The sequence below is a fragment of the Brevundimonas sp. genome, from assembly GCF_003248455.1.
Taxonomy (GTDB): Bacteria; Pseudomonadota; Alphaproteobacteria; order Caulobacterales; family Caulobacteraceae; genus Brevundimonas.
This window is the reverse complement of record NZ_QFNM01000029.1, coordinates 25918-40093: the sequence shown is the minus strand read 5'-3', so window position 1 is coordinate 40093 and position 14176 is coordinate 25918. Positions and strand designations below refer to the sequence as shown.

Sequence of the window (14176 nt, the reverse complement as noted above, 5' to 3'; positions counted from 1 at the left end):
TCTGCAAGCTGCGCAAGAAGCTGGCCACCGCCGCCGACGGCAAACACTATATCGAAACCGTCTGGGGCCGCGGCTACGTCCTGCGCGACCCGGCCGAGGGCGCCGCGCCCGCCAACGTCGCCGCCTGATCGGTCTTTCGATCGCCGATTGCAAGACGCCCGCCGGAAACGGCGGGCGTTTTCAGTTTCAGCCGGGTGTCTTGAACCCCGTCGCGATCGCCGCCGCCATCGGGTTGGGGCGGCCGAAGCTGTCGAAGGGCAGGGGCTTGTCCTCGCCGTCGTCCTTGTCGCCCTGGCGATACCAGCTGTCGGTGTCGCGCAGGCCCCAGACGGTGAAGGCGAAACGCTGGCGTTCCGGCAGGGCGGCGAAGGCCTGGGCCAGTTCGGTCACGCGCGCGGTTTGGGCGGCGATGCGGTCGGCCTGGCTGCGGAAATCCAGCCGGTCCTCGCTGCGCAGGGTGCAGTCCAGTTCCGACACATGGATGGGCAGGCCGAACTGGGCGACCTCGCGCATATAGGCGGCGATGACGCCTTCGGGGACGTCGATCCACAGGTGGGATTGCAGGCCCAGCCCTTGCAGCGGACAGCCCGCCTTCAGCAGCCGCTCGACCAGCTTCAGGAACTGGGCGCCCTTGGCCGGGACGCTCTCCTGATTGTATTCGTTCAGGAACAGGACCGCTTCGGGATCGGCCGCCCGCGCCTGTTCGAAGGCGTGCAGGATGTAGCCGTCGTGGCCGTATCGCGCGCTCCAGCGGCAGTCGCGCATCCCCGAGCCGTCGTCCAGGATCGGTTCGTTGACCACGTCCCAGCTGCGGACCTTGCCGCGATACCGGCCCGCGACCGCGGCGATATAGCCGTCGAAGGCCCGGTCGAAGGCGGCGCCGGACAGGCCCTGGAAAGCCGCCTCGCCCTGCGCATACCAGATCAGGACGTGGCCATGCATCGCCATGCCATTGGCCTGGGCGAAGGCGGCGATGCGGTCGGCCCGGTCGAAGTTCGGATGATCCAGGCCGTTCGCCAGGATGTATTCCATCTTCATCTCCCACTCGGGCGTCAGCTGGGAGACGTTGGCGCGGGCAAGCGAGACCCAGTCGGGATCGTCGATCTGGCCGGCCTTGATACAGGTCCCGAACGGGGCCGGGGCGATGGATTTCAGCGGCGGAACGCTGGGCGGCGACGGCTCGGCCGAGGCGAACCGGTCGCAGGCGGCGAGGGCCAGGGGGGCGGCGAGGATCGCGCGGCGGGAAAAATCCTCCCCCGAGGGGCGCAGCGGAACGGGCGAGGGGGACCGCGAAGCGGTGGAGGGGGCGACCCCAAACGGAGTGTCGACGTGTTGAGCAGGATCTGACGTCGAGGGTCCGTGCGGCGTCCGCCCCCTCCACCACGCTGCGCGCGGTCCCCCTCCCCCGCGATGCGGGGGAGGATCTTTTGAATCAGAGCGCACGTTTCCGCAGGCCCAGTTCGTCGAAGGCGGCGGTTTCGCGCCTGGCCTGGGCGACCAGCCGGTTCAGGCGGGTGGTCTCGGCGACGTGCTCGAACTTCTTCAGCTCCTCGAAGGCGCCGGTCAGGGCGTCGCGCGCCCCGGCCTCTTCGGCGTCCAGCACGGTCAGGTCGCCCTCGGCCTTGGCCTTCCTGGCCTTCCACCCGTTCAGATAGGCGCCCAGCATCATGCCCGCCTCGGCGTCCAGGCGGGCGCGGTCGCGTTCGGCCTCGGCCTCGGCGTCCAGCACGGCCAGGCGGACCTCGGCGCCGGCGCGGCGCTCGGCGATCTCGGCCAGGCGCTTCTGCAGCGTCTCGACCTCGTAGTTGGAGATGCGGATCAGGGATTGAGCCCAAGCGGTCATTTCGTCGTCACTCTCTGATCATGCCTTGGTTCAGGATTGCTTCCAGCCGGGTAAAGGAATCGGAAAGACGGGTGGCGTCGTCCTTGTCCTGACCCAGGAAATCCTCCAGCGCGGGGTTCAGGGCGATGGCCCGGTCCACGATGGGGTCGGCGCCGGACCGGTAGGCGCCGATCTTGATCAGCTCCTCCATATTGGCATAGGCCGACAGGCACTGGCGGGCGCGCTTGTTCAGCTCGCGCTCGGGCGGGGTCTGGCAGGCGGGCAGGGTGCGGCTGACGGACTTCAGCACGTCGATGGCCGGGAAGCGCCCGCGCTCGGCGATCTTGCGGTCCATGACGATGTGGCCGTCCAGGATGCCGCGCACGGCGTCGGCGATGGGCTCGTCGTGGTCGCCGCCGTCCACCAGCACGGTGAACAGGGCGGTGATGGGCGCGGCCGTGGTGCCGTCCGGTCGGATCGGCCCGGGGCCGGCGCGCTCCAAGAGCTTGGGCAGTTCGGTGAAGACGGTGGGGGTGTAGCCCTTGGTGGTCGGCGGTTCGCCCGCCGCCAGGCCGATCTCGCGCTGGGCCATGGCGAAACGGGTGACGCTGTCCATCAGGCACAGCACCTCCAGATCCTGGTCGCGCAGATATTCGGCGACGGCCATGGTCATATAGGCCGACTGACGCCGCTTCAGGGCCGGCTCGTCGCTGGTGGCGACCACCACGACGGCGCGTTTCAGCCCCTCTTCGCCCAGGGTCTCCTCGACGAACTCGCGCACCTCGCGGCCCCGTTCGCCGATCAGGCCGACCACGACGGCGTCGCAGGTGGCCTGTTTGGCCAGCATCGACAGCAGCACCGACTTGCCCACGCCCGACCCGGCGAAGATGCCCAGGCGCTGGCCCCGGCAGGTGGTGGTGAAGACGTCCATGGCCCGCACGCCCAGGTCCAGCCGCTCGCCCACCCGGCCGCGTGAATGGGCCGGGGGCGGGGGGGCGCGCAGCGGATAGGGGGCGGGGCCCTGGGGCAACGGCCCCTTGCCGTCGATGGGCTGGCCGAAGGCGTCGATGATGCGGCCCAGCCAGGCGGTGGAGGGGCGCACGCTGGCGGCCTGGTCGATGATGCGGATGTCGGCGCCGGGGGCTACGCCCTCGACCGGACCGAAGGGCATCAACAGGGCCTTGGAATCGCGGAAGCCGACGACCTCGGCCGGCAAGGGGGCGTGGCCGCGCCGCCCGATCTCGGCCCGGGCCCCGACCGCCAGGCGCGACAGGCCGCCGCGCGATTCGATCAGCAGGCCCGACACGCCCGCGACCTTGCCGGTGACGACCAGCGGATCGATCGCTTCGACGGCGGCGACGAGATTGCGCAAGCTTCACCCCAGGGACAGTCCCCGATCAGATGCGCCATCGTGGTTAACGACGGATGAAGCGGGCCGAAGTCACGCCTGCGTTACAACCTGAACAAGAAAGGGTTTGGCAACCAATTGGCGGGCTTATCTTGCAACCGAGGCGAGCGGACGCCTCGGAGCGAGAAGGGCGGGGGCTGTGTTCTCCAAACGACGCGACGCGCAGGTCCAGGCGCAAAATCGGTTGGCCGACCTGGACGGCAAGATGGCCGCCATCGGCCGATCCCAGGCGGTGATCGAATTCGATCTGGACGGCGTGATCGTCGACGCCAATCCGAACCTTCTGACGACGATGGGCTATACGCTGGAAGAGATCCGGGGCGCCCACCATCGGTTGTTCATGGACCCGGTCGAGGCCGCCTCGCCCGACTACGCCGCCTTCTGGCGCGACCTGAACGCCGGTCGGTTCCTGGCGGCCAAGTTCCGGCGGCTGGCCAAGGGCGGGCGCGAGGTCTGGCTTCAGGCCTCCTACAACCCGGTGTTCGGCGCCGACGGCCGGCCGGCGAAGGTCGTGAAGCTGGCCATCGACATCACCGCCCACGAGCAGGAGGCGGCGCGGCGCGAGGCGCTGCGGATCGAGGCGGAACAGGCCCAGACGGTGCTGGTCGAGGCCCTGGCCGGGGCGCTGGGGCGTCTGTCGGCGGGCGACCTGACCGCGCGGATCGACGCCGCGGTCCAGGGCGACCATGTGCGGGTGCGCGACGACTACAATGCGGCGGTCGAAAGCCTGCGCCAGACCCTGGGCCAGGCGTTGGGGGCCATCGCGGCCCTGCGCGGCGGGGCGGGCGAAATCTCCAGCGCCTCGGACGACCTGTCGCGGCGCACCGAACAGCAGGCCGCCAGCCTGGAGGAGACGGCGGCGGCGCTGGACCAGATCACCGCCACGGTGAAGCGCAGCGCGGACGGCGCGCGACAGGCCTCGACGGCGGCGGCCGGGGCTCGGACCGAGGCGGATCGCTCGGCCGAGGTGGTGCGCCAGGCCGTAGCCGCGATGGACGGCATCAAGCGCAGCTCGGCACAGATCGGCGACATCATCGGCGTGATCGACGAGATCGCCTTTCAGACCAACCTTCTGGCCCTGAACGCCGGGGTCGAGGCGGCCCGCGCGGGCGAGGCGGGGCGCGGCTTCGCGGTCGTAGCGTCCGAGGTTCGCGCCCTGGCCCAGCGGTCGGCCGAGGCCGCCAAGGAGATCAAGACCCTGATCACCACCTCGGGCCAGGAGGTGGCGCAAGGGGTGCGGCTGGTCAACGAGACCGGCGCGGCGCTGGCGGCCATCGCGGTCAAGGTGGCCGAGATGGACGCCCTGGTCTCCGAGATCGCCGCCTCGGCCCAGGAGCAGGCGACCGGCCTCGGCCAGGTCAACAGCGCCGTCAACCAGATGGACCAGGTCACGCAGCAGAACGCGGCCATGGTCGAACAGACGACGGCGGCCGCACTCAGCCTGAAGACCGAAACCGACCAGCTGGCGCGACTGGTCGAACGGTTCGAGACCGGCGAGGTCCAGCCGCGCGTCCACGACCTGTCGGCGTCCGCCCCCATCCCCCTGGCCCGCGAACGCGCCCGCATCCGCGCCTTCGCCGGCGGGGGCGCCGCGACGGCGGCGAGCCAGGATTGGGAGGCGTTCTGACCGCCTTGCATCCGCTCATCCCCGCGAAAGCGGGGATCCAGTCCTTTTGCGGGGCAGGGCGATGGGAAGGGCGCCTTGAGACCCAAGCCCGGTGTTTAACGCCGAAAGCGCTAGGTCCCCGCTTTCGCGGGGATGAGCGGAATAAGGTTCAGGCGGGTTCGATCCGAACCCGATCAGACCGCGTCGTGGCGATGGCGCCGACCGAGGCGGCGACGATGGCGGCGATGGCCAGCCACTGCTGGCCGGTCAGGCGCTCGTGCAGGACGACCAGGCCGGCCAGGGCGCCGACCGCCGGCTCGGCGCTGAGCACCACGCCGAAGGTGCGTTTGGGAATGGCGCGCAGGGCGACCATCTCCAGCGAATAGGGCAGGGCGCTGGAAAAGACCGCCACCGCGACCCCCGCCGCGATGATGGCCGGGTTCAGCAGGGCCGCCCCCGCATGGGCGACGCCGAAGGGCACGACCACCATCGCCGCCACGCTCATGCCCAGGGCCACGGACTGGCCCGCGTGCAGGTGCGACAGCCGCTTGCCGAACACGATGTACAGCGCCCAGCACAGGCCGGCGAAGGCCGCCAGCCCCATGCCGACCGGGTCCAGCGACCCGGCGCCGCTCTTCAACGGCAACAGCAGACCCAGGCCCAGCACGGCGAAGCCGATGCAGAGGAAATGGACGGGCCTTCTGGAATGGATCAGCGCCAGGGTCAGCGGCCCCATGAATTCGATGGCGATGGCCAGGCCCAGCGGAATGGTGCGCAGCGACATGTAGAAGCTGAGGTTCATCGCCCCCAGCACCACGCCGTAAAGGGCCACGGCGCCCAGGTCGGCGCGCGTCAGCGTGAACCGCCAGGGCCGAAAGACCGCGACCAGCAACAGGGCCGAAACTCCGACCCGATAGGCGCTGGTTCCCTCGGCGCCGATCAGCGGGAACAGGGTCTTGGCGAAGGAGGTGGCGCCGGCCAGGGTCAGCATGCCCGCGAACAGCGCCAGATAGGGGATCAGGCGCGCCATCAGGGGCGATCGCAAATGGGTTTTCAGGGCCACGGAAGTCATGGCCGATGGCTAACCCAATACCGCTTGCGTTTCCCGGCGTTTTTCCGCTTGAATGCGACGGAAATCGTCATGAAAGGCCGCTGTATGACGAATTTCGTCACCCTGGATGATTTCGACCATCGGCTGCTGGCGCGGGTGCGGCGCAACAACCTGGAACCGGCGCGGGTCACGGCCGAGGCGGTGGGCCTGTCGGAATCCGCCGTGCTGCGTCGACTGCGTCGCCTGAGGTCCGAGGGGGTGATCGCCGCCGACGTCGCCGTGATCGATCCCGCCCGCGTCGAACCGCGCATCGTCCTGCATGTCCAGGTCGAGATGAACACCCAGGACCGCAAGGTCATGGAGGCCTTCCAGCGCGCCATGAAGGCCAGTCCCGAGGTGCAGGGCTGCTGGGACGTGACCGGCGAGACCGACTATCTGCTGACCGTCGCCGTACGCTCCATGCAGGACTACGAGGCCTTCGGCATCCGCGAACTGGTCCCCGAAAAGGGGGTGCGCGGCTTCAAGAGCATGATCGTGATCCGCGAGGTGGTGGGATTCGACCCCGCCCGCGCCGTGCTCGAGCGGTGAATCCTCACCCTATTCCCGCCCCGCTTTCGGGGGGGATGAGCGGGAATAGGCGGCGTTGTCAGAAATCCTCGCGCACGGCCCCTTGCGGATCGAAGCCTCGGCCTATCTGTTAGCGCAACTGCAAGATCCACTGGAGACCGCCCCATGTCCGACTTCAGCTACGACGCCTCCCGCCACCTGAAGAAGGGTCGGGGCAAGGTCTATGACTCGATCGTCGACACCATAGGCGACACCCCGATCGTGCGCCTGCCGCGCCTGTCGGCGGAATACGCCGCCCAGACGGCGCCGGGGGCCGCGGTGCTGGCCAAGCTGGAGTTCTTCAATCCCATCGCCTCGGTCAAGGATCGGATCGGCGTGGCCATGGTCGAGGCGCTGGAAGAGGCCGGCCGGATCGACAAGGATACGGTGCTGATCGAGCCGACCAGCGGCAACACCGGCATCGCCCTGGCCTTCGTCGCCGCCGCCAAGGGGCTGAAGCTGATCCTGTGCATGCCCGAGAGCATGTCGATCGAACGGCGAAAGATGCTGGCCCTGCTGGGCGCCCAGCTGGAGCTGACCCCGGCCGAGAAGGGGATGAAGGGCGCCATCGCCCGCGCCCAGGAACTGCTGGACAGCACCCCGGGCGCCGTCAGCCCCTCGCAGTTCGAGAACCTGGCCAATCCCGCCATCCACCGCGCCACCACGGCCGAGGAGATCTGGAACGACACCGAGGGGGCGGTCGACATCGTCGTGGCCGGCGTCGGCACCGGCGGCACCATCTCGGGCGTCGGCCAGGCGCTGAAGGCCAGGAAGCCCTCCATCCAGATGATCGCGGTCGAGCCGGAAGCGTCTCCGGTCCTGTCCGGCGGCGCCCCCGGCCCGCACAAGATCCAGGGAATCGGCGCGGGCTTCGTGCCCGCCATCTACGATCCGTCGGTGGTGGACGGGGTCGAGCAGGTCTCCAACGACGACAGTTTCGACATGGCGCGCAGGGCCGCCCGCGTCGAAGGCATCCCCGTCGGCATCAGCTCGGGCGCGGCCCTGACGGCGGCCTTCCGCATCGCGGCGCGCCAGGAGAATGCGGGCAAGACCATCGTGGCCATCATCCCCTCCTTCGCCGAACGCTATCTGTCGACCGCCCTGTTCGAGGGGCTTTAGAGCATGGTCGTTTTAGACGGAGCCGCTGCGCGGGTCCGTCTAAAACGTGAATCATGCGCTCGCTTGGATCAGGCTCTGGCCCTCACGCCCGGTTAACCGCTCGCGTCTAGATTGGGCCCATGGGCGAACGACCTGCCATGATCGCCGACGAACCGGCGTCGCAAACGCCGCTGAAGGCGCGCCGCGCGCTGCTGAAGCGGCTGGCCGATGTCGTGTCGCTGCCCGCCAGCCGGATCAACGCCTTCGAGCGCGCCGTGACGGGCGATCTGCTGGTCGAGATGCTGCGCCTGGCCTCGCGCGAGGAGCGGCGCCGCGTCGCCGCCCGACTGGCGCCCCTGGCCGAACTGCCCAACAGCGTGGCCCGCATCCTACTGCGCGACGAGGTGGAGATCGCGGGCCCGCTGATCGAACAATGCGCCTCACTGAGCGACGCCGACATCGTCGGCTGCGCGCGCGACGCGGGGCCGGAGCATCGGCTGCTGATCGCCCAGCGGCGCGGCCTGTCGGAGATCGTGACCGAGACCCTGTTCGCCTTCGGCGAGATGGCGGTGATGGAGGCGGTGCTGCGCAACGCCTCGGCCCGGCTGTCGCAGGCGGGGATCGAGGCGGTGGTGGGCCTGAGCCGACGGTCGCCGGGCCTGTGCGGGCTTCTGCTGAAACGCCCCGAACTGAGGCCGTCGGGGGCCTATGTGATGTTCTGGTGGTGCGGGCCGGAGGACCGGCGCACCATACTGCAACGGTTCGCCGTGTCGCGCGAAGTGATGCAGGAGGCGTCGGAGGACGTGTTCGGCATGGCGGCGGGCGAGGGCTGGTCCGATCCCGTGGCGCGCAAGGCCCTGCAGTTCATCGAGCGGCGACAGCGCAACCGCGGCGCCGTCGCCAAGAGCCCGTTCGACAGTCTGGAACAGGCCGTCATGGTCGCCGGGCGCGACGGGCTGACGCGCGAGACGGCCTCGGAGATCGCCTTCCTGTCGGGGATCAAGCCGCTGACGGGGGCCAAGCTGCTGGGCGATCCGGGGGGCGAGCCGCTGGCCATACTGTGCAAGGCCACGGGGATGTCGCGCGCCGACCTGGCCAATCTGTGGCGCTCGATGCGCCGGCCCGAGACCACGGTCGACGGTCATGTCCATCCCGACTGGGAACGGGTGCAGATCACCTATGAAATGCTGGCCGTGGACCGGGCGCAGACGGTGCTGCGTTACTGGAACTGGTCTCTATCCTCGGCCCTGACGCCCGCTCTGCTTCGCGCCATACGCGACGGCGAGGACGAGGCGGTCGACGAATATTCGGCGCCCGAACGCGCGGCGATGATGGTGTTGGCCGAAGACTTCGGGCGGTGAGTTTCACCACTACAGATATGCGCAACGACGTGCATAGAGCGGTCATGACCGGCCGATTTGCTTTCGCGGTCGAATAACTCTATTAGCCGATCGGGGATGTTCCGGCCGGGGAATCGGTCGAACGCAATAAATCAGGAAAGCGACGACGCGAATGGAAGATAAGCCCGAACTGCTCGAGATGACCGCAGACATCGTGTCCGCCTATGTGGGCAACAATACAGTCTCGGCCGAGACCCTGCCGTCGCTTATCGCCAGTATCCACGCCGCCCTGTCGGGTGTTTCCAGCGGCCCGGTCGAGGCCGAACCGGAACCCAAGGAACCGGCGGTGCCGATCCGCAAGTCGATCGCGCCCGACTTCCTGATCTGTCTGGAAGACGGCCGCAAGTTCAAGTCGTTGAAGCGTCACCTGCGCACCAAATACGACATGAGCCCCGAAGAATACCGCGCCAAATGGGGTCTGCCCAAAGACTATCCGATGGTCGCCCCCAACTACGCCAAGGCCCGTTCCGAACTGGCCAAGTCGATGGGCCTGGGCCAGGGCGGCCGCAAGCCGGCTCGCACGCCGCGCGTCAAGAAATAAGCCGACGCTCTTCGGTATAGCGACGTCCGCTTCCGCAAGGAGGCGGGCGTTTTGCTTTGGGGCGTCTGCTTTACGCCGCCTGGGCGGTCCGGCGCATCCGCCAGAAGCGCAGGGTCCGCATGGCCGCGTCGCGGGTCAGTTCGCCGTACATCCGACCATAGGCGGCGGCCTTGCCCATCGGATTGTCCTCGGACCCCAGGACGGCGACGGCGTAGGTCAGATAGACGGCGCGGTCCATGTCGGCGGCCTTGCAGACCACCGACAGGGCGTCCAGGTCCTTGCGCTCCACGATGCCGCGCGCGGTGTGGAAGTCGATGTCGGCCAGTTTGGACAGGGCGATCAGGAAGGGCGTGCGGCCGTTCGAGCGCAGGAAGCGGATCAGCACCTGGGGCGTCAGCTGGCCGGCCGCGTGCAGCTCGTTCACATAGGCCAGGTTCTCGGCGTAGTCGGCCGGCAGGGCGCCGTCGTCGGTGGCGACCCGGGTGCGGCCGGCGGCCAGGGCGGCCTCCAGCAGATCGGGATCGAGGCGCGCGTTCTGTTCCAGGATCTGGTGGCGCAGCCGGGCTTCGACGACGAAATACATCTCGTTCAGCAGGTCGACCGGCAGGTTCTGGCGCTCGACGGCGGCGGCGTGCAGCGCCGGATTGACCTTGGCCCGTTCGACGGCCGTCTCGGACGCCGCGCGCGACAGCCGGGCGCCGTCGTTGCGCAGAAGGGCGCCCAAGGTGTCGTCGTCGCCGCGTTCGACGATGATGTCGGACACCGCCTCGGGCACCACGGCGCGGCCGGAGACGGCGCGCAGATGGCCTTGGCCGCGCTGTCGCACGACCTGGATCAGATCGTCGTCGGTCAGGACGGTGGAGCCGCGCAGCACCGGCTCGGCCACCTCCAGCGCGTCGTCGGCCAGACGGCGGATCAGGCTGTGGGGCGCATTGGGGGCCGTGGCGAACCGGGCGGCCAGTTCGGCGCGGACGGCCTCTTCCATCTCGTCGGACAGCTTGGCCAGGACCGCGCCGTAAAGGGCGGTCTCGCTGGGGCTGTGCTCGGGCGCGCCGAAGAAATGGTTGGTCAGCTCGCGCAGCAGCAGGCGGCGCTTGTCGCTGGATTCCTCGCCGGCCAGGGCGATCAGCTGAGGCAGGCGGGAACCGGAGACGACGGCGGTCTCGACGACGGATCGGTCGTTCATGGCAGGTCGTCGGCCTGGGTCTGGGGCGCGGCGCGCAGGGAACCGTTGGCGTTGCGGATCAGGGCGGGCGGGCCGTCGGGCTGGGCCAGGTCGTTCGACTGGGGCGTCTGGGTCATCTGCACCGGCAGGGCGTCCAGATAGGTCGGCTGGGGCGCGGAGATGGCGTCGGGGTGGCGGCCGGCCTGGCGGTGGACCGAATAGTAGCGGGCGGTCTGTTCGCCGGGCGCCAGCTGGGCCGCCTGCTGCGGCGCGGCCGCAGGCGCCGCCCCGTTCGCCGCGCCGTCCGCCGCGACCCCGGCCTGGGGCCGCATCAGCCGAAAGATGGGGGCGTCGCGGCGCGGGGCCATGGGGTCGGCGGCGGGGGGCGGGGTCTCGGCCCGGGTCTGGGTCTGGTTCTGGACCTGGACCTGAGCCGGTTCGGCCGCGCTCGGTTGGACGTCGACCGTCTGGACGGGCGCGGGTCGGGGCGCGACCTGTTCTGGGGCCGGCTGGGGGATGGGGGCCTTAGTTGGGGCCTGAACTGGGGCCTGGACCGGAGGCTGGGAGTAGGTCTGGACGGGCGCGGCCGTCGGATAGGCCTGTACCGTCGGATAGGCCTGGGGCGTGGGGGCGGTCCAGGCCGTGGCGGGCGTCAGGCCCCGGCGCGGCGTCTCGACCGAGGCGGCGGGCGGCGGGGACAGCCGGGCCAGGGGCAGGGTGCGGCTGGCGGGCGTGACCACGGGGGCGGTTTCGGCCGGGGCCGGCGCGGGCGACGGGCGCGCCCCCGCCGGCGGCTTGCCCGGCCAGGACAGATAGCGCAGCCCCGCCCCGTTGACGGGCGCCGACTGGGCGGCGGCCGCGCCGGCAAGCGCGCTTGCGGCGGTCAGGACGGCGGCGGGAACGAGGGCGCGGCGCAAAGGCGGCTCTCCGGCTGAGGCTTGTTCAACCGTCAGGATAGGCGTCACCGCTTAATCCCGCGCTAACGCCGCGTCGGGGGGGCGCCGCCCGCGTGCGTCAGCCCCGGCCGGGCAGGTAGTTGTCGGTGAAGGCGTCGCGCCAGTTCAGCCCGGCGTCATAGACCCCCGCCTTGGACGTCGCCTCGAAGAAGGCCTGCCACCGCTCGGCCGTCAGGGCGCCCAGGCCGTAGAGGGCTGCGTCGCCGCCGTCGACCACGCCCCCGTCGCGCAGCCGCTCGCGCGCCTGGTCCAGCTGGGCCTGCGTCATGTCGGGATTGTCCCGCCGGATCAGGGCGTCGCCGGCCGAGGCGTCGCCCCGGATGTAGTCGCGCCAGCCTTCGGCCGAGGCGGCGATGAAGCTGCGCAGGGCCGCGGCGTTGTCGCGCGCGAAGGCGTTGGGCGCCAGGACGACGGCGCCGTAGGACGGATAGCCCTCGTCGGCCAGCAGGAAGACCTTGGGGTCGAAGTCCGCCGCCTGCTCGATCGCATAGGGATCGCTGGTCAAAAAGCCCTGCTGCACCGCGCGCGCATTGGCGATGAAGGGGGCCGGGTCGTAGGCGTAGGGACGCAGTTGGGCGTCGGTGAAGCCATAGGTCGCCTTCAGCCAGACCCAGAAGGTCTCGATCCCCGCCTGGGCCACCAGGAACGGCCGATCGGCCAGGTCGGCGATGGCGCGCAGCGCCGGATCGGGATGGGCCATCAGGATCTGGGGGTCCTTCTGGAAGAAGGCGGCGACCGCCTTCACCGGCGCGCCCGACGCGACCAGGTTCATCGGGGTGAAACTGTTGGAGCCCATGCCCAGCTCGACCGCGCCGGCGGCCAGCAGCTGCGGCACGTTCGCCGCGGGGCCGCCCTGGACGATCTGGACGTTCAGGCCCCGCTTCTCATAGGCCCCGCTCGCCAGGGCCTGGTAGAAGCCGCCGTGATCGGCCTGGGCGCGCCAGTCCAGGGCGAAGCGCAGCCGGACCCGCCCCTGGTCGTCCACCGGCGCCTCGGACCGGCCGCAGGCGCGCAGACCCACCGCCCCGGCCCCGATGGCCGCGGCCCCCGCGACCAGGGCGCGGCGACGGGTCAGGAACCGATTCCCCGATAAGCTCATGCCCCTGATTTACGAGGCGATAGGGGCGTTGGAAAGGCGGGGCGTCAGTCCGCGCTCGCGGTTCCCGTCGAGGCGTCTCCGCCGGGCAGGCTTTCGGGCATAAGGTAGCGCACCGGCACGACGCAACGGACGCCGGCGTTGAAGGCGGGGGTCGCGGTGCTGTTCTGGACAATCCGGCGCGCATCGTCGCCGAATGCGGCGGCGGGTTGCGACTCGACCACCTCGACATTGCCCAAGGCGCCCCAGGGCGCGATGTCGAAGCGGATCAAGGCCCAGCCCTCGATGCTGCGCTGGCTGAAGGCGGCGGGATAGATCGGCTCGCGCCGCGCCTTGAACCGCTCGCCGATCTCGGCCGGGCAGTTCTGCAGCGGGTCTTCGCGTTGATGGGCGGGCGTGATCGGCGGCGCGGCCAGGGGCTGGCCCCAGCGATAATAGTTGGCGACGCAGCCCTTGCGCGCAGGCCCCGGGCGGGCGGCGCTGTCGGATATGGCGCGCCGCGTCTCGGCGTCGAGATCGGCGTCGCCCGAAGAGCCCAGGGTCTCGACCTCGGTGGTCTTGCCCTCGGCGTCTATGTTCCAGCGCACCACGGTCCAGGCGCGCGAGCCCGGCGCGGGGCGGCGTCCCGTCATGAAGTCGGGATAGGAGACGAACTTCGGCAGCCGTCCGCCCCAGCGATCGCCGCAGTCCGCGCCTTCGCCGCCCAGGCGCAAGGCCACAGCTTCGCGGATCGGGCGGGCCGTCTGGCCCATGGCGAACAGTTTCATCAGGTCCGCGGTCTCGGCTTCAGCGAGGGCTTGGGTGCGCCAGCTCAGGGTCAGGCGGCATCCGTCGCGTTTCCCGGCGGGAAAGCGCCAGCCGGCCAGCACGGCCTGAAGCGCGGCGCTATCGGCGGCGCCCACGGGCGCGGTGGACGGCTGGACGGGGCGGATGTTCAGGGGGCGACCGTCCGCGTCGATGTCGAAATCCATCAGACCGTCGCCGATCCGGCCCATTCTCGGAGACGGCGAGAAGGCCGTGGGCGCGAATTGCTCGGCCTGGATCGGCTGAACCGCCACGCCGTCGCAGCGCGCCTCGGCGGACGGCGTATTGACCACCATCGCCTCCGGGCGATCCGTGTCTCTCGCCGCCGGAATGATCACGGGCGGACCCAGATATTCGACGCGGTCCTGCGCCGCGGCGGGCGAGGCGATCAGGACGAGGGCGGGCAGGAGGGCGGCGCGCATGGGTTTCTCCGATTGCGCCCTATGGCTGCGGCACGGATCGACGTCTGTCTAGCGCGGTGATGTGAAGCATGGCCCCAATTGAGCGAGGGGACGAAGCGTTCGGGCGGACCCGTCGGCTTCGTCCCCTCGCCAAGTCCGGGTTGGACTTGGCCGTTCGGGTCAGGACCTCGGCCTGGGCGTCGTCGCGGGCGAACCCGAGAG

At 70.1% G+C, this 14176-nt stretch carries 14 protein-coding genes; 6 read left to right on the top strand and 8 right to left on the bottom strand.

The genetic code is table 11. From position 1 onward, the window contains the following. Positions 1–128, top strand: a 128-nt coding sequence (locus tag DI624_RS11875; RefSeq protein ID WP_291538729.1) for a helix-turn-helix domain-containing protein, incomplete at its 5' end; no start/stop codon positions are given. A 58-nt stretch (positions 129–186) separates the two neighbouring features. Here the strand turns inward: DI624_RS11875 and DI624_RS11870 are convergent. Genes DI624_RS11870 through fliI form a run of 3 tightly spaced genes read right to left on the bottom strand, consistent with a single transcriptional unit; the run spans position 187 to position 3194 of the window. Further along, a complete protein-coding gene (locus tag DI624_RS11870) occupies positions 187–1443 on the bottom strand; it encodes an endo-1,4-beta-xylanase (RefSeq protein ID WP_291538720.1) in 1257 nt (418 codons plus the stop codon). After that, positions 1433–1843 (bottom strand): flagellar FliJ family protein, encoded by a 411-nt coding sequence (locus DI624_RS11865; RefSeq protein WP_291538717.1) that lies wholly within the window; start codon positions 1841–1843, stop codon positions 1433–1435. Before DI624_RS11865 ends, DI624_RS11870 begins: the two co-directional genes overlap by 11 nt. 7 nt (positions 1844–1850) lie before the next feature. Further along, the gene (fliI, locus tag DI624_RS11860; protein ID WP_291538714.1) at positions 1851–3194 is read right to left on the bottom strand and encodes a flagellar protein export ATPase FliI; all 1344 of its coding nucleotides are present in this window, start codon (positions 3192–3194) and stop codon (positions 1851–1853) included. A 175-nt stretch (positions 3195–3369) separates the two neighbouring features. Between fliI and DI624_RS11855 the strand changes: the two genes are divergently transcribed. Next, a complete protein-coding gene (locus tag DI624_RS11855; RefSeq protein WP_291538710.1) occupies positions 3370–4857 on the top strand; it encodes a methyl-accepting chemotaxis protein in 1488 nt (495 codons plus the stop codon). Positions 4858–5005: 148 nt separating this feature from the next. On the opposite strand, the gene DI624_RS11850 is transcribed toward DI624_RS11855, so the two are convergent. Next, positions 5006–5908, bottom strand: coding sequence for a DMT family transporter (locus DI624_RS11850; protein WP_291538707.1), 903 nt, complete (start codon positions 5906–5908; stop codon positions 5006–5008). Positions 5909–5992: 84 nt separating this feature from the next. Here DI624_RS11850 and DI624_RS11845 point away from each other — a divergent pair, with 84 nt between their 5' ends. The 4 genes from DI624_RS11845 (at position 5993) to DI624_RS11830 (ending at position 9532) form a co-directional block, all read left to right on the top strand. After that, entirely contained in the window at positions 5993–6475 is a 483-nt protein-coding gene (locus DI624_RS11845) for an Lrp/AsnC family transcriptional regulator (protein WP_291538705.1), read from the top strand. Positions 6476–6619: 144 nt separating this feature from the next. Further along, positions 6620–7612 carry a cysteine synthase A gene (cysK, locus tag DI624_RS11840; protein ID WP_291538701.1) on the top strand — a complete coding sequence of 331 codons (993 nt, stop codon included), beginning with the start codon at positions 6620–6622 and terminating at the stop codon, positions 7610–7612. A 119-nt stretch (positions 7613–7731) separates the two neighbouring features. Then, positions 7732–8952 carry a DUF2336 domain-containing protein gene (locus tag DI624_RS11835; RefSeq protein ID WP_291538698.1) on the top strand — a complete coding sequence of 407 codons (1221 nt, stop codon included), beginning with the start codon at positions 7732–7734 and terminating at the stop codon, positions 8950–8952. Positions 8953–9103: 151 nt separating this feature from the next. Beyond that, a complete protein-coding gene (locus DI624_RS11830) occupies positions 9104–9532 on the top strand; it encodes a MucR family transcriptional regulator (protein ID WP_291538695.1) in 429 nt (142 codons plus the stop codon). Positions 9533–9602: 70 nt separating this feature from the next. On the opposite strand, the gene DI624_RS11825 is transcribed toward DI624_RS11830, so the two are convergent. The 4 genes from DI624_RS11825 to DI624_RS11810 form a co-directional block, all read right to left on the bottom strand. Continuing rightward, positions 9603–10718 carry a DUF2336 domain-containing protein gene (locus tag DI624_RS11825; protein WP_291538692.1) on the bottom strand — a complete coding sequence of 372 codons (1116 nt, stop codon included), beginning with the start codon at positions 10716–10718 and terminating at the stop codon, positions 9603–9605. Next, on the bottom strand, positions 10715–11614 hold the full coding sequence (locus DI624_RS11820) for a hypothetical protein (RefSeq protein ID WP_291538691.1): 900 nt from the start codon (positions 11612–11614) through the stop codon (positions 10715–10717). The genes DI624_RS11825 and DI624_RS11820 overlap by 4 nt, the downstream gene beginning before the upstream one ends. A gap of 97 nt (positions 11615–11711) precedes the next feature. Then, positions 11712–12752, bottom strand: a complete 1041-nt coding sequence (locus tag DI624_RS11815; protein WP_291538689.1) for an ABC transporter substrate-binding protein — start codon at positions 12750–12752, stop codon at positions 11712–11714. A gap of 44 nt (positions 12753–12796) precedes the next feature. Continuing rightward, a complete protein-coding gene (locus DI624_RS11810; protein ID WP_291538686.1) occupies positions 12797–13975 on the bottom strand; it encodes a TonB family protein in 1179 nt (392 codons plus the stop codon). Between the last annotated feature and the right edge of the window lie 201 nt (positions 13976–14176).

Coding starts and splice junctions, on each gene's coding strand:
- DI624_RS11865 (WP_291538717.1), bottom strand. CDS start 1,843: ATGACCGCTTGGGCTCAATCCCTGATCCGCATCTCCAACTACGAGGTC.
- DI624_RS11850 (WP_291538707.1), bottom strand. CDS start 5,908: ATGACTTCCGTGGCCCTGAAAACCCATTTGCGATCGCCCCTGATGGCG.
- DI624_RS11845 (WP_291538705.1), top strand. CDS start 5,993: ATGACGAATTTCGTCACCCTGGATGATTTCGACCATCGGCTGCTGGCG.
- cysK (WP_291538701.1), top strand. CDS start 6,620: ATGTCCGACTTCAGCTACGACGCCTCCCGCCACCTGAAGAAGGGTCGG.
- DI624_RS11835 (WP_291538698.1), top strand. CDS start 7,732: ATGGGCGAACGACCTGCCATGATCGCCGACGAACCGGCGTCGCAAACG.
- DI624_RS11830 (WP_291538695.1), top strand. CDS start 9,104: ATGGAAGATAAGCCCGAACTGCTCGAGATGACCGCAGACATCGTGTCC.
- DI624_RS11825 (WP_291538692.1), bottom strand. CDS start 10,718: ATGAACGACCGATCCGTCGTCGAGACCGCCGTCGTCTCCGGTTCCCGC.
- DI624_RS11815 (WP_291538689.1), bottom strand. CDS start 12,752: ATGAGCTTATCGGGGAATCGGTTCCTGACCCGTCGCCGCGCCCTGGTC.
- DI624_RS11810 (WP_291538686.1), bottom strand. CDS start 13,975: ATGCGCGCCGCCCTCCTGCCCGCCCTCGTCCTGATCGCCTCGCCCGCC.